Below are 15,636 nucleotides of genomic sequence, written 5' to 3'. Positions count from 1 at the left end.
CAAGGCCCTCCCCCCGCGCGCCATCGACAGCGGAGCGGCGTCGGGCGGCGGGGGAGGTCAGCGCGTGTGAGGGGAGCGCCAGGGCGCAGGGAGCGCCGAGCGCGAGAGGAGACGCCCGGCTCAGGCCGTGGCGCGAGCGCCGGCAGCGGCGGTCGCCTTCTCGTCCGACTTGATCCGCATCCCGTAGAAGGAGCGGTAAACGAACACCATCGAGAGCACGAAGAAGATGCCCGCGAGCACGAGGCTCGTCCCGCGGTCGATCTCGATCGCCAGCTCGACCGCGAGGAGGCCGAACAGCGTCGTGAACTTGATGATGGGGTTCATCGCGACGGACGAGGTGTCCTTGAAGGGGTCGCCCACGGTGTCGCCGACGACCGTCGCCGCGTGGAGCGGCGTGCCCTTCTCCTTCAGCTCCACCTCGACGAGCTTCTTCGCGTTGTCCCAGGCGCCGCCGGCGTTCGCCATGAAGATCGCCTGATAGAGCCCGAAGAGCGCGATGCTGATGAGGTAGCCGATGAAGAAGAACGGCTCGAGGCAGGCGAAGGCGAGCGTCGAGAAGAAGACGCCGAGGAAGATGTTGAACATCCCCCGCTGCGCGTACTGCGTGCAGATCTCGACCACCTTCTTGCTGTCGGTGATCGAGGCCTTCTCCACGCCCTCGAGGCGGATGTTCGCCTTGATGAACTCGACAGCGCGGTAAGCGCCGGTCGAGACCGCCTGGGTCGACGCGCCGGTGAACCAGTAGATGATCGCGCCGCCCGTCACGAGGCCGAGCAGGAACGGCGGGTGGAGCAGCGAGAGCTTGTCCACGTTCGACGTCAGCTTGTTCGTGAGCACGACGATGATGGAGAAGATCAGCGTCGTCGATCCGACGACCGCCGTCCCGATGAGCACCGGCTTGGCCGTCGCCTTGAAGGTGTTGCCCGCGCCGTCGTTCTCCTCGAGGTAATGCTTCGCCTTGTCGAAGTTCGGGGTGAAGCCGAAATCCTTCTTCAGCTCAGCCTCGACGTTCGGGACGTTCTCGATGAGCGAGAGCTCGTAGACCGACTGCGCGTTGTCGGTCACCGGGCCGTAGGAGTCGACCGCGATGGTCACCGGGCCCATGCCGAGGAAGCCGAACGCCACGAGGCCGAAGGCGAAGACGCTCTCGGCGATCATGAGCTGCCCGAGGCCCAGGGAGGAGAAGTAGTACGAGATGCCCATCAGCACGACGAGGACGATGCCCATCCAGTACGCGCTGAAGTTGCCGGCCGTCAGGCCCGACAGGACGTTCAGCGAGGCGCCGCCCTCGCGCGACGCGGTCACGACCTCGCGGACGTGGCGCGACTCGGTCGAGGTGAAGATCTTGATCATCTCCGGGATGATGGCGCCCGCCAGGGTGCCGCAGGTGATGATCGACGAGAGCTTCCACCAGAGCGTCGTGTCGCCGCCGAGGCTCGGGATCATGAACGCCGACACGGCGTAGGTGAGCGCGACCGACACGATCGAGGTCAGCCAGACGAGGCGCGTCAGGGGGGCCTCGAAGTTCATCTTGTCGGCGTCGGCGTAGGACCCCTTCGCGATCGCCTCGTTGAGGAGGTACGAGCCGATGCTCGCGAGGACCATCACGATGCGCATCACGAAGATCCAGACGAGCAGCTGGACCTGGACGGCGTGGTCGGGGACGGCGAGGAGGATGAACGAGATGAGGGCGACGCCGGTCACGCCGTAGGTCTCGAAGCCGTCGGCGCTCGGGCCGACCGAGTCGCCGGCGTTGTCGCCGGTGCAGTCGGCGATGACGCCCGGGTTGCGCGCGTCGTCTTCCTTGATGTTGAAGACGATCTTCATGAGGTCGGAGCCGATGTCGGCGATCTTCGTGAAGATGCCGCCCGCGATGCGGAGCGCGGAGGCGCCGAGCGACTCGCCGATGGCGAAGCCGATGAAGCACGGGCCGGCGTAGTCGGCGGGGATGAAGAGCAGGATCATCAGCATGAGCATGAGCTCGGTGCTGATGAGGACCGCGCCGATGCTCATCCCGGCCTTGAGCGGGATCGCGTACGTCGGGAACGGCTTGCCCTTGAGGCTCGCGAACGCGGCGCGCGAGTTCGCGAACGTGTTGATGCGCATGCCGAACCAGGCGACGCCGCAGCTGCCGGCGATGCCGACCAGGCTGGCCAGCAGGATGACCACGACCTTCGCGGCATCCATGTGACGCAGCACGCCGAAGTAGAGAACCATGACCGCGCCGATCAGGATCTCGAGCATCAGGATGAACTTGAACTGCGTGACCAGGTACGTCTTGCAGGTCTCGTAGATGAGCTCCGAGATCTCCCGCATCGCGCGGTGGACCGGGAGCTTGTTCAGCTGCGAGAAGGTGACGAGCCCGAACACGAACCCGAGCGCGCAGACGCCGATGCCGCCCATGAGGAGCGTGCGGCCGTCGACGCCGCCGAAGGACTGGGTGCTTAGGTCGGGGAGGATCAGATCGGATTCACTGGCGCTGGCGAGCCCGCCGCTGAGCAGCAGGGCAAGCGCAGCGAGCCCGGCAAGCAGCGGCGCGAGCCAGGCCTTGTGGGACCGGAGAACGTTCATGGACGGTGTGCCTCCATCGCAAAATCAGAGGCAGAAGACGGCGCCATCGCCGCCCGCTGCTTCGTGGTTCCGAGGGGTTGGCCGCCTGCGTAAAGGGGAAGGGGACCGGCGCGTGCCGGAGGGGCTCTTGCTCTAACGCCGACGCTTCAGCACAGCCTCGTCCCTCGACGACCGGAGGGTGACGGAGTGCCCAGTGCTGCCAGGCATGCCTCCACCGTGACCGGACCCCCGAGGCGCGCGCTAGCTACCATGCACCAGAGACGCCGTCGAGAGGGCGCGATGCGCGCCCACGACGAGAAGGCCTGTCAGCAGCGCGTCGTCAGGAGATGGCGTAGGGAGATTACGTACGACGATGGGAGATTACGTACGATGGTGGGAAAAGAAACGAGCGCTGACGACCGAACGCCGTCACACGCTGTCGCGTTCGGTCGCATTCAGCTGCGCTCGGACGCTTTCAGCCGCGCTCGATCGTGTTCAGCTGTGCTCGGCCGTGTTCAGTTGCGCTCGGTCGCGTTGTTCAGCCGCCGATCCGAGCCGGAGAGCCGCTGATCCGAGCCCGAGTCCGCGCCAGGGCTGGCGTGGGACGTGAGGAGCTCCGCCACGAGATCCCGACACTCCGGCTTGTTGCGGAGGTGGCTCAGCAGCAGGTTCGACGCCTCGCTGAACGACTTCTCGTAGGCGAGCCCCTCGCGCGTGCGCGCCGCGACGCGCTCGCGCCCCTGCGCCAGGTCCTCCTCCAGGGCCTCGGCGTAGCGGGCGAGCTGGGCGCGGAGCTCGTCGATCTGGCGGCGCAGGTCGCGCGCGTTCGCCTCGCGCGTGTTCTTCTTGTGCTCGTAACGCCCGAGCTGCTCGCGCTTCGCCTGCGCGGTCGCGCCGGCCGCGCCCGCGCGCTCGTAGACGAGCGGATCGTGGTTGCCCTGGCGGGCCGCCCCGTCCGCCAGCTGGCGCGCCGACAGCGCGAGCTTCTCGGCGGCGGCGAGCTCGACGCGGACCTTCTCGACGTCCTCGCCGTCGGCCATCGCCTCGCGCATCACGCGCGACTCCTCGTGCGCGAGCTCCTCGACCTTGCGGCCGATCTCGGCGCGCAGCGCGCGGCCGCGGCGCTCGAGCGCCTCGAGCTTGCGGGTGAGGCTCGCGACCTCGCCCTCGAGCTTGTTGGCGCGCGCGGCGAGGTCCCACGCCTGCGCAAGGCCGTTCTGGACCTCCTGCGGCACCTGCCCGGACGGGTAGGCGCGGGAGACCATGCGCGAGAACAGGGCCGCCCGGCTCGCCCACTCGATGACGCCGGCGCTCTGCGGCGGCGGCGGCGGCGGCGGCACCGGCACGCCGTCGCTCCCCTCCACCTCCCACGCGTGGGCCGGGAGCCCGCGCTGGAGCGCCTTCAGCTCCTCCTGGAGGTGGTGGGCGTCGCGGTAGCGCTTGCGGATGTCCTTCTCGAGCAGGCGCAGCACGATCGCCTCGCCCTGCGCGTGCGCGTCGGGGCGGATCGAGCGGGGCCGCGGCGGCGCGTGGGTCCGCTGCATCTCGAGGAGCGTGTCGCGGTCGTTCGCGCGGAAGGGGAGCTGCCCGGTCAGCATCTCGAAGAAGAGCACGCCGAGCGCGTAGAGGTCGGACTGCGCCGTCGCCTCCTCGCCGCGCGCCTGCTCGGGCGACATGTACTCGGGCGTCCCGAAGACCGCGCCCTTCGGGGCGAGGCGCGGGTCGCGCGCGATGGCGGCGAGGCCGAAGTCGAGGATCTTGACGAAATCCTTCCGGCCGCCGCGGTGGGTGAGCAGGATGTTGTCGCTCTTCAGGTCGCGGTGCACGACGCCGAGGTCGTGGGCGCGCGCGAGCGCGGCGCACATCTGCTCGAGGATGTCCACCGATCGCGCGATCGGCATCGGGCCGCGCGCGAGCTCCGCCGAGAGCGGCGTGCCGACGAGGTACTCCATGACGAGATAGAGCTCGCCCTCCTCGGTCTCGCCGATGTCGTGGATATCGATGATGTGGGCGTGATCAACGCGGTTTGCGGCGCGCGCCTCGCGCAGCATCCACGCGCGGAGATGGGTCTCTCCGCGGAGATCGGGCCGGATGAGCTTCAGGGCGACGACCCGGTCGATCAGCACGTGGCGAGCGCGATAAACGACGCCCATGCCGCCTTCGCCAAGCCGTGCCTCGAGCCGGTACCTGCCGGCCACGACCTTGCCGATCAACGGATCGGTGCTCGAAGCCTTGGGACCTGCCGGTCGCTGAATCGCGCGCTCCATGGTGCCTTCGTTTCTCCTCAGCGCTTCCCCAGAAGAGCCGTTCGCGTCTCTCAGGGCCTTATTGCGCTGTGCGGTGAGTCGGATCGCTCGCTGAACGTATCCGGTTTGAAACAGCTGGTCTACGGGCCCGCGGTCGGGTTGCGATGAATCTCTTCGCGCTCCGTTTGGAGGTGGGGTGGGAGACCGGCGCCGATGGCGCGCGCGTCAAGCCTGCGCGACAGGTCGTACGGGCGGGTGCGCCTCTGCGGGCGGCCGTGCGGGCGGGCACGCCTCCGCGGGCGGCCGTGCGGGAGGGGGGGCATCGCCTTGCGGACGGGCGCTCGCTGGGCGAGGATCGAGGGGTAAGCGACAGACGAAGCGCGCGCCGTGGAACGAGGCTTTCGCGCCGGCGGAGGACGGGCGCGGGCCTGCGCCGCGCCCGTCCTCCGCCGGCGCGAGGGCGAGGGTGCCGCCGTGCCTCCGGACGATGTCGGTCGAGATCGACAGCCCGAGGCCGGTCCCCTGCCCTCGCGGCTTCGTGGTGAAGAACGGATCGAAGATACGCTGCGCGAGGTCCGGCGGGACGCCCGGCCCGCTGTCCGAGATCGCGACGGCCGCCATGTCCTCGTCGATCCAGGTCTCGACGCAGATCGCCGGCGCGCCGGGCGTCCGCGGCGCCGCGCCGCCGCCGGAGGCCCCCTCCTCTGCCGGCGCGGCGGGCGCCGGCGGCGCCTCGAGCGCCTGGATGGCGTTGACGAGGAGGTTCATGAACACCTGGTTGATCTCGCCGCCCCGGCAGGTGACGGGCGGCAGCTCGCCGTAGCGCCTGATCACCTCGATGCGCGCCTGCCGGAGCCGCGGGCCGAGCAGGAGCAGCGTCTCCTCGAGCCCCGCGTGCAGGTCGACCGGCAGCGGCTCCCCCGAGACGCGCGAGAAGCTCTTCAGGTTCGTGACGATGCGGACGCTGCGCTCGACCGCGCGGTGGACGAGGGTCGAGATGCCGACGAGATCGTCGAGCGCCGCCTCGGTCTGGAGCCGCTCGCGGAGCGCCTCGAGCGCGCGGCGGCGGTCTTCCGGGAGATCGCGCTCCGCCTCGCGGTACGCGTCGAGGACGGCGCGGAGCTCCGCGGCGCGCTCCTCGATCGGCTGGGCGGCGCCGGCGATGGCGTTCAGCGGGTTGTAGATCTCGTGCGCCACGCCGGCCACGAGCTCGCCGATGGAGGCGAGCCGCTCGCCCTGGATGAGCGCGGCCTGCGCCCGCTTCAGCTCGGACAGGGCGCGCGTGAGCTCGGCGGTGCGCGCGGCGACGTTCTCCTCGAGGCCGGCGCGCTCGGCCTCGAGCTCGGCGATCGTCCGGGACAGGGCCTGCCGCATGCGCTCGACGCTCTCGCCGAGGCCCACGACCTCCTTCGGCCCCGACAGCCGCGGCACGGCGGCGTCGAGCTCGCCGCGCGCGACCTCGTCGGCGGCGCGGGCGAGCCGCGCCATCGGCCGGGAGAGCTCGCGCGCCGCCCGCGCGACGACGCCGAGGGCGGCGAGGACGAGGAGGGACAGCGAGGCGAAGAGCGCGGCGATGGCGTTGAAGTCCTCGTCGAAGGACGAGCCGGTGGCGAGCGCGCGGTAGAGGCCGATCGAGGAGAAGAGCGAGAGGAGCCCCGTGAACAGGAGGGGCAGCCCGAAGTCGCGGAGCATGCGCCGCCGGAGGGGCATCGGGGGCGCGCCGCCGTGCTCGGGCGCGCCCGTCCAGGCGCGCAGGAGGTCCACCGCGCGGGCGACGGAGTCCTTGTGCCAGGCGCGCTGGTAGAACGAGACGCCGAACGCGAAGAGGGCGCCGAAGCCGAGCTGCATGAGCGCGTCGGCGACGCTGGAGGTGGCGCTGACGCGCACGTAGGCCATGCCGATCGCGGTGCACCCGAGCCACAGCGCGAAGTTCAAGGAGGCGAGCACGTCGGGGAGCCGCTCGGCGCGGGCGAGGCCGCGGCCGAGCAGGGCGCGGTCGCCGGAAGGGCCGGCCGCGAGGGCGGCCACGGTCGGGCGCGTGGCGGGGCGCACGGCCAGGGTGAAGCCGAGGGTGCCGGAGAGGGCGAGGAGGGGGACGACCTCGAACCACGCCTGGAACACGACCTGGCTCTGGGTGCGGAGGAACGCGACGCAGAAGAGCAGCATGACGTGCCCGCCGACGATGCCCGCGGTCGCCGCCGACTCCGCGAGCCTCGGCCGGAGCGCCGCGGCGAGGGCGCGCGCCGAGGCGGCGTCTCCGGCGCCGCCCTCGACGGCGCCTTCGCGGAGCAGGGCGCGGTAGATCGCGCGGCGCATGCCGCCCGCCATGACGCCGAAGGCGACCGCGGTCACCAGGAGGCCGAGCCACGACGGCGGCGTCGCGCGGCCGATCCCGAGCGGCCCTGGCCAGGAGGGGGGCGCGGTCGGGGCGTCTCGGAACGCGAGCGGCAAGACCGCGAGCGGCCACGAGAGGGTACGGATCGCCGCGGCGACGGCGAAGCCGCGGTCGCCGCGGCGGGTCAGCGCGCCCGAGAGCGCGGCCGAGGCGGCCAGGGAGGCGAGCAGCAGGATCGCCGGCCACGGCGTCGTGAGGGCGGCGGGAACGACGGCGGAGAGGAACAGGAGCGCCGAGAACAGCTCCCAGCCGGTCGCGACGAGCTCTGCGCGGACGCGCGGGGCGCGGAGCACGGCGGTCGGGGGCGGCGGCGGCGTGGTCACGAGGCGGGCGGCATGGAAGCGCAGGGCGCGCGCCCTCGCAACGGCGCCCCCGCCTCGCGGCGGGGCGCGCCTCCGCGCGTCAGCGGCCGGGGAGGCGGACGCCCGGGAGGACGGTGCGGCGCTCGACGACCTCGTCGAGCGCGTCGGCGTCGATCAGGAGGTGCGCCCGCAGGCTGTCCTCGATCGCCGAGAACACCTTGCCCTGGTAACGGATCTCGCGGCCTGGCCCGGCCGCGAGCCAGTAGTTGCCGCCGGGGCCGCCGCCGTCGCCGGCCGCGCTCGGGCTGGCGAGGAGCGGCTCCGCGTTGCCGGGGAACGGGTCGGGCGGGGTCGCGAAGCCCGGGAACGACGGCGCGGGCGGCGCGGGCGGCGAGGAGGCGAAGGGCTCGGGGCCTGCGGAGAACGTGAGCGACGCGCCGGGCTCGAAGCTCACCGACAGGGCGCCGCCGCGGGCGGCGACCACGACGCCGGGCGTGCGCTCCTCGACGACGACCTCCTCGATGACCTTCCCGGAGACGAGCAGGAGCTTGTGGCTGCTCGTCACCTGCGAGCTCTCGGCCGTGAGCTCGCGGCGCAGCGCGATCTGGTGCGAGACGTAGAATTGGAGGTTCTTCACGTCGCTGTCGCTCAGGTCGTGCTGCACCCGGAGCTCGTGCGTGAACGGGACGAGGCGGGGGCCGCAGCCCGCGAGGAGGAGGAGCGAAAAGAGCGCCAGGAAGAGCGGGGCGGACGCCGTGGACAGGCGCCAGCGCGCCGCGGCGTGGGTCGTGTGGACAGAGAACGGCATGGGAGCCCTCGTTGAAGAGGCCTCGGCGAGATGGCCGCGGCGCACCTCTCCGCAACGGGGCGGCCAGGCGCAGCTTACAGCGCGCGACGAACCGCTCGCGTGATGGCGCCTCGCGACGCCACGGCGGAGTCGCGGCCGCCTCGGGGGCGCGTGACGGGATGGGGCGCTCAGCCGGCTCCAGAACGAGCGGAGATGTCCGCCAGGTGCTGTTTCAGCACGTCCGCGCGGATCGGCTTGACCAGGTGCACGTCGAACCCGGCCTCCCGGCTCATGCGGCGGTCCGCTTCCTGGCCGTAACCGGTCATCGCCAACAGCGATAGGCCCGCGAGGCCTGGAATGCGGCGCAGCGCGCGCGCGACGTCATACCCTGTCATGCCCGGCATGCCGATATCGAGGAGCACGACGTCCGGCTGGAGCTGCGCCGCGAGATCGAGCGCTGAAGGACCGTCGAACACCGCATGCACGTCGTGGCCCATGCGCTTCAGCAACAGCGCCATGCTCTCGGCCGAGTCTCGGTTGTCGTCGACGACGAGGATGCGCAGCTTGCGCCCGGCTTGCGTTGCGGGTGCGCCCACCGTCGGCGGCGCGAGAGGGCGCGTCCGCCGCGGCAATCGCACGATGAACTCGCTGCCGCGGCCGGGCCCCTCGCTGAGCGCCTGGACCGTCCCGCCGTGCAGCTCGACAAGCCGGCGCACGATCGGCAAGCCGAGGCCCAGCCCGCCCTCGGAGCGATCGAGGCCGCGATCCCCCTGCGTGAACAGGTCGAACACCTGCGGCAGCAGCTCGGGCGATATCCCCGCGCCGTTGTCGAGGACACGGAGCGTCGCCTGCGCGCCGTCCGCCTCCACGGTGACCCGGATCGAGCCGCGCGGCGGCGTGAACTTCGCCGCGTTGTGCAGCAGGTTGATCACCACCTGCGTGAGCCGCGCCAGGTCGCCCTGGACGATGGCGAGCGGCTCGGCGGGCAGCTGCACCTCGAGGACCTGCTCTCGCGCGTCGATCCAGGTCCGGGACGCTTCCGCCGCGCGCGTCACCACGTCGGCGAGATCGATGCGCTTGGATTCCAGGGCGATCTTGCCGCGCGTGATGCGGCTCACGTCGAGCAGGTCGTCGACGAGCCGCACGAGCTGACCGAGCTGCCGTTCCATCAGGCCGGCCGCCCAGACGACCTGGGCGTTGTCCTTGCCTTCGAGCTTGAGGACGCTTGTCGCGTTGGCGATCGGCGCCAGCGGATTGCGCAGCTCGTGCGCCAGCATCGCCACGAATTCCTCCATCTGGCGCGCGTTGGACTCCATCTGCTCCAGGCGCTTGCGCTCGCTCAGGTCGCGCGTGATCTTGGTGAAGCCGCGCAGCTCGCCGCTCGGGCCGCGGATGGCCGTGACGAGGACGCTCGCCCAGAACGACGAGCCGTCCTTGCGCACGCGCCAGCCTTCGTCCTCGAAGCTGCCTTCGCGCCGCGCTTCGGCGAGCACCGCCTCTGGCCGGCCGCGCTCGATCGCCTCTGCCGGATAGAAGCGCGAGAAGTGCGTGCCGATCACCTCTTGCGCGGAGCATCCCTTGATCCGCTCCGCGCCGGCGTTCCACGTGGCCACCCGGCCCTCGGGGTCGAGCATGAAGATGGCGTAATCCTTCACGCCTTCGACCAGCGTGCGGAAGCGCTCCTCGCTCTGCCGCAGCGACTCTTCCTGGCGCTTGCGCTCGGTCAGATCGCGCGTGATCTTGGCGAAGCCGCGCAGCTCGCCGTCGGGGCCGTGGAGGGCGGTGATGATGACGTTCGCCCAGAACATCGAGCCGTCCTTGCGCACGCGCCAGCCTTCGTCCTCGAAGCGGCCTACGCGCCGCGCCTCGGCGAGCTCTGTCTGTGGCCACTTCCGCTCGATCGCCTCGGCCGGATAGAAGCGCGAGAAGTGCGTGCCGATCACCTCTTGCGCGGAGTATCCTTTGATCTGCTCGGCGCCGGCGTTCCACGTGATCACGCGACCCTCGGTGTCCAGCATGAAGATGGCGTAGTCCTTCACGCCTTCGACCAGCATGCGGAACTGCAGATCGGCGCCGAGCCCTGTCGGATCCATGCGGCACAGCCTACAGCATGGTTACACGTTCGCCACGCCATGCTCTCCCTTCCTGTCCTGCTCTCCGCGTCCGCGAGCCGTCATCACGGCGGCTGGCAGCGGCGAGCGACGAGCACAGCAATGGCCACATGAACCGGCGTCGAGAGCGTCCGCCGGCGGCCGCGCAGGGCCACCGCGACCCGCTGGAGCGGCTCGAGCGTGTCAAGGCGGACTCATCGATCGTGGAGCCATCGAGCGTGTCCAGCGCGAGCCACCCGACCTCGAGGACACCGCGACTGGCGAGCGCTACGGCGCCCCAGCTCCCCGGCCAGCCGCAGCGTGGAGGGGCCATGACGGCGCCGTGGATGGGTCGAGAGCAGGGTTGTCGCGCATTCCTGAGGACCACCCGGCATGAGTGGAGTGGAACGCGCGGCGGGGACGGCGCGGACCATCGGAGTCGACATCGCTTCAGGCGGCGCTGCGTCTACTCCCAGTACAGCGTCGCCCGCCCGATCGCCGTGAACGGCCACCCCGGCGAGTAGTGGATCCCGGTGACCGGGGCCGGCTCGTACGGCAGCCGCGACTCGCTCGCGAACTGGACCTCGCGCCACGTCGTGTCGAAGAGGTTCTGGATGTCCACGGCCACCTCGACGTGCTTCCACCGCAGCCCGGCGTTGGCGTCGACGACCGTGAACCCCTCGGCGGTGAGCGACTCGTCCTCGGTCGCGGGCCGCGCGCCGATCGCCTTGACCCGCAGCGCCGCGAACGGCGTGAAGGCGCCGAACGTCGGGCGGACGCCGACACCCGCGGTCAGCGTCCGGGTCGGCGCGAGGGCGACCGCGCTCGCGTTGCCGGCGTTCTCGCGGAAGCGCGCGCGGGTGAAGGTCGCGTCCACGTCCGCGAAGAGCCAGCTCCCGAGCCGGTAGCGCCCGCCGATCTCGATCCCGTAGCGCCGCGTCTGCCCCGACGCCTCGGTCGCGCCCGCGTCGCCGCTCCACACCAGCTCCGAGTCCACGTCGAGGAGGAACCCGGCCCCGCTCAGCGACAGCCCGCGCAAGGGCGCGACCCGCACGCCGACCTCATAGCCCGTCGCGGGCGTGATCAACGTCGCCGCCCCCTCGCCCAGCACCGCGCCCTGCGCGTCGTTCGAGTGGAAGCCCCGCCCGAAGTGGGCGAAGAGATCGAGCCCCTCGACGGGCGACACGATCGCCGTGAGCTTCGGGAGCAGCTGCATCTGCCCCCGGGTGCCGCTCGACCTGTTCCCCGTCCTCTCGAGGTCCTCGCCCGGGTCGTCCACGTTGACGTCGATCCACTGCCCGCGCGCCCCGAGCACGACGCGGAGCCAGCGCCGGAGCCGGGCGTCCTGCTCGACGTAGACGCCGATCTGGCTCTCGTCGACGTGGGTCCTGCTCTTCTCCTCGAGCCGCTCGCGCGCCTCGTCGTGGTGGAGGGACTTGTCGATCGCGTCCGCGCGGATCTGCGCGCCGAGCGAGGTCGTGAATCTCGCCCCGCCGATCTCGTATTGCCTGCGGAACCGGAGATCGGCGCCCCCGACGGTGCGGTCGTCGTTCTGCTCGATCTGGTCGCCGTGGACGGCGTCCTCGCTGAAGAACGTGAAGTTCGAGTACAGCGTGAAGCGGTAGCGGACGAGGTAGGCCAGCGCGCTCAGATCGGCGTCCCGCCACGCCGTCGAGTAGGCGAGGGACGCCATGTGCCGCTCGGTCGCCCCGCCCTCGGTCGGATCCACGGCGCCGAAATGGTCGATGCACGGCTGTCCGAACGCCGACGGCGGCGGGTTCAGCCCGCCCTGCTCGCCCTCGCCGCACACGGCGCGCGCGGGGATCTGGCCGGAGCCGTGCCAGGTCGATCCATACGACATCCATGTCATCTGGACCTTCCCCGTGTCGCCGAGATCGTGCGTGGCCCGCAGGTACACGTTGAAGCGCTTGAGCCGCTCCGGGCTCACGAACGGCCCGTCGTTCCGGTAGATCTCCGCCGCGGCCACAGCGCGCCACGCGTCGCCGAGATCCGGCGAGGCGATGACGAGGCCGCGCTGGATACCGTACTGCCCCAGGCTGACCTGCGCGTAGCTCTCCTCGAGCTTCTCGGCGAAGCGCAGGTTGACGGCGCCCGCCGTACCGAAGTCGCCGATGCCGGCGTAATAAGGCCCCTTGTAGCCGTCGAGCCCTGTCACGAGCTCCGGGATCATGAAGTAGAGATCGGTGAAGCCGTGCCCGTGGCCGTGGCTGACCATGTTGACGGGCACGCCGTCGACGAAGAAGGCGACGTCGGTCCCGTGGTCCGCGTCGAACCCGCGGAGGAAGTACTGGTTCGCCTTGCCGCCGCCCGCGTGCTGCACGGCGAAGAGCCCGGGGACCGACTCGAGGATGTCGCCCGGCCGCAGCCTCGGCCTGAGCTCGAGCTCCCGGTGTCCGACGGAGACGCGCGACGCGGCCTCGCTGCCCGGCTTCTCCGCCTGGATCGTGACCTCGATCGCGGCGTCGCCCTCGGGCGCGCCTGCGCTGCCCGCAGGGGTCGCGGCGCCGCCCGCGGGCGTGCCCTCACCGGTGGGCTGTGCAGCGGCGGCCTCCGGCGGGGCGGCGGGCGCCGCGGGGGCGTCGCCCTCGGCGCGCGCGGGCCGCGCGGCGGCCAGCACCATGGATAACGCGGCGAGCAGATGAAATGGATGGCGGTGCCCGTGGCTCGTCGTGACCGTCTCGCGCAGCATTCGTGTCCTCCTTCGCCGCAATCGCGCGGAGCGGCTTCGGGCCGCTCGCGTCGAGCTCCGCGAGGACGAAATGGCTGGCCATCGCACGGTGCGCTGGACCGACCTCTCGCCCCCGCGGGCGACCGGAAGGCGACGCGGGGGCGGTTCGGTATCCGGGACGTGGCAGAGGCAGAGCTGCACCGGCTCGGACCTCACCGCCTCCCTCGAGGCTCCCAGGTCGAACCGGCGCCGGATGTCTCCCGCCGCCGGGCGCTGGCAGGTCTTCGGGCTCGCGAGCGCTCCGGCCTGGCCGGCTCCCTACTGTCCACCGCTTCCCAGCCCTCGTCGGGCCAGTGCTTGGGGTGGAGGTCGTTCTCGCTTACCGCTGCGGGGCAGCCCCGGAATTTCACCGGGTTCCCTCTTCGGCCCAGGCGAACGCCCGGGCACCAGCACGGCGCGCACCCTATGGCCGCGCGCCTTCGGCTGTCAATCGCTAGCGCTCCGCTCGCCCGCCCGGCGCGGGCTCGCCCGCGCCACGCGCGCGCCTCGCGCTCTCCATCCGAGCGCCTCCCTGCGCGGCTGCCGCGCCGCTGCCGTGCAGGCCGAACGTTCGGGCTCTAGCGAGGATGGGCTCGCTCCTCCGTGGGTCGCGTGCTACACGGCCGCCGCCGTATATGCCCCGTAACGATCTCCGCAATATCGCCATCGTCGCCCACGTCGACCACGGGAAGACGACCCTCGTCGATCACATGCTCCGCCAGTCGGGCGCCTTCCGAGAGAACGAGGTCGTGGCCGAGCGGGTCATGGACTCGAACGACCTCGAGCGGGAGCGCGGCATCACCATCCTCGCGAAGAACACGAGCATCCGGTACCGCGGGGTCAAGATCAACATCGTCGACACGCCCGGCCACTCCGACTTCGGCGGCGAGGTCGAGCGCACGCTCATGATGGCCGACGGGGCGCTCCTCCTCGTCGACGCCGCCGAGGGCCCGCTGCCGCAGACGCGCTTCGTGCTCTCGAAGTGCCTCCAGCGCGGCTTCCCGGTCATCGTGGTCATCAACAAGATCGACCGGAGCGACGCGCGCGCCCACGAGGTGCTCTCCGAGGTGTTCGACCTCTTCTGCGACCTCGAGGCGAGCGACGCGCAGATGGACTTCTCGACGCTCTACGCCGTGGCGAAGCTCGGCCAGGCGAAGCGCGAGCTCGAGCACGAGGCGAAGGACCTCGAGCCGCTCTTCGAGACCATCCTCGAGCGGGTCCCCGGCCCCTCCGGCGACCCCGACGGTCCGCTCCAGGTCATCGTCTGCAACACGACCCACGACGAGTACGTGGGCCGGCTCGCGGTCGGCCGGGTGGTCCGCGGCACCGCCCGGTCCGGCGCCGACGTCGCGCTCCTCGCCGAGGGCGGCCAGTCGCGCGGCTACGTGAAGATGCTCTACGCCTACGAGGGGCTGAAGCGCGTCGCGGTCGAGAGCGCCGTCGCGGGCGAGGTGATCGCGATCGCCGGGATCGACGCGGTCACGATCGGCGACACGATCACGGATCCGGCGCACCCCGAGGCGCTGCCGCGGATCGTCGTCGAGGAGCCGACGATCAAGATGAAGATCGGCGTCAACACGTCGACCTTCGCCGGCAAGTGCAAGCAGTCGAAGTACCTGACGAGCCGTCACCTGAAGGAGCGGCTCGAGCGCGAGGCGATGAAGAACCTCGCGATCCGGGTGGAGCCGACGGAGGTGCCCGACACGTTCGTGGTGCTCGGCCGCGGCGAGCTCCAGCTCGCGATCCTCGTGGAGACGATGCGGCGCGAGGGGTACGAGATGCAGCTCTCGAACCCCGAGGTGGTGACGCGCGAGATCGACGGCGAGGTGATGGAGCCGCTCGAGCTCGTGGTCGTGGACGTGCCGGACACCTACGTCGGCATCGTGACCGAGCGCCTCAGCTCCCGGCGCGGCCGGATGGTGAAGATGACGAACCCCGGCTTCGGCCGCGCCCGCCTCGAGTTCCGGGTGCCGTCGCGCGGGCTCATCGGCTTCCGCGGCGAGTTCCTGACGGCGACGCGCGGGACGGGCCTGCTCAACACGATGTTCGACGGCTGGGCGCCCTGGGGCGGCCCGATGATGCGCCGCCCGACCGGCGCCATCGTCGCCGATCGCGTCGGCGTGGCGACCCCGTACGCGCTGCACCACCTGCAGCCGCGCGGCATGTTCTTCATCGTCCCCGGCGTCGAGGTCTACGAGGGGATGATCATCGGCGAGCACAACCGGCCGAACGACACCGACGTCAACGTCATCAAGGAGAAGAAGCTGTCGAACGTGCGCAACCACGGCAAGGACGAGAACGTCCTCCTGGCCAGCCCGCGGCTGCTCACGATCGAGACGGCGATGGAGTGGATCGACGGCGACGAGCTCGTCGAGGTCACGCCCGACGCGGTGCGCGTCCGCAAGAAGGTGCTCGCGTGCAACCGCCGCGAGCGCCGCGAGGACGCGATCGAGCAATCGCAGGCGGTGGAGTGAGCGGCGCGGGCGCGCGGGACGTGCGGGACGTCCGAGGCGCGCCCCTGCCGTGCTTGCCGCGCTA

Annotated in this window: 7 protein-coding genes and 1 riboswitch; of the genes, 1 reads left to right on the top strand and 6 read right to left on the bottom strand. The window is 71.2% G+C overall.

Annotated elements, in window-relative coordinates; all coding sequences use genetic code 11:
• Positions 1-120: 120 nt before the first annotated feature.
• The 6 genes from WMF29_RS04895 to WMF29_RS04870 form a co-directional block, all read right to left on the bottom strand.
• Positions 121-2,571 carry a sodium-translocating pyrophosphatase gene (locus tag WMF29_RS04895; RefSeq protein WP_437327714.1) on the bottom strand — a complete coding sequence of 817 codons (2,451 nt, stop codon included), beginning with the start codon at positions 2,569-2,571 and terminating at the stop codon, positions 121-123.
• Positions 2,572-3,065: 494 nt separating this feature from the next.
• Entirely contained in the window at positions 3,066-4,817 is a 1,752-nt protein-coding gene (locus WMF29_RS04890) for a serine/threonine-protein kinase (protein ID WP_272100271.1), read from the bottom strand.
• A 204-nt stretch (positions 4,818-5,021) separates the two neighbouring features.
• Entirely contained in the window at positions 5,022-7,514 is a 2,493-nt protein-coding gene (locus tag WMF29_RS04885; RefSeq protein WP_437327713.1) for a sensor histidine kinase, read from the bottom strand.
• A 79-nt stretch (positions 7,515-7,593) separates the two neighbouring features.
• Positions 7,594-8,301, bottom strand: coding sequence for a DNA-directed RNA polymerase (locus WMF29_RS04880; RefSeq protein ID WP_437327712.1), 708 nt, complete (start codon positions 8,299-8,301; stop codon positions 7,594-7,596).
• Between the two features lie 167 nt (positions 8,302-8,468).
• On the bottom strand, positions 8,469-10,373 hold the full coding sequence (locus WMF29_RS04875) for a hybrid sensor histidine kinase/response regulator (RefSeq protein WP_437327711.1): 1,905 nt from the start codon (positions 10,371-10,373) through the stop codon (positions 8,469-8,471).
• 463 nt (positions 10,374-10,836) lie between these two features.
• Positions 10,837-13,080 (bottom strand): TonB-dependent receptor, encoded by a 2,244-nt coding sequence (locus WMF29_RS04870; RefSeq protein WP_437327710.1) that lies wholly within the window; start codon positions 13,078-13,080, stop codon positions 10,837-10,839.
• 237 nt (positions 13,081-13,317) lie between these two features.
• A riboswitch (cobalamin riboswitch) is annotated at positions 13,318-13,525 on the bottom strand.
• A 160-nt stretch (positions 13,526-13,685) separates the two neighbouring features.
• Here WMF29_RS04870 and typA point away from each other — a divergent pair.
• Positions 13,686-15,572 (top strand): translational GTPase TypA, encoded by a 1,887-nt coding sequence (typA, locus tag WMF29_RS04865; RefSeq protein ID WP_437327709.1) that lies wholly within the window; start codon positions 13,686-13,688, stop codon positions 15,570-15,572.
• Positions 15,573-15,636 lie beyond the last annotated feature (64 nt).

This window comes from Sorangium sp. So ce381 (assembly GCF_051473845.1).
Lineage (GTDB): Bacteria > Myxococcota_A > Polyangia > Polyangiales > Polyangiaceae > Sorangium > Sorangium atrum.
The sequence above is the reverse complement of the archived record's forward strand: the minus strand, read 5'-3'. Positions and strand labels throughout refer to the sequence as shown.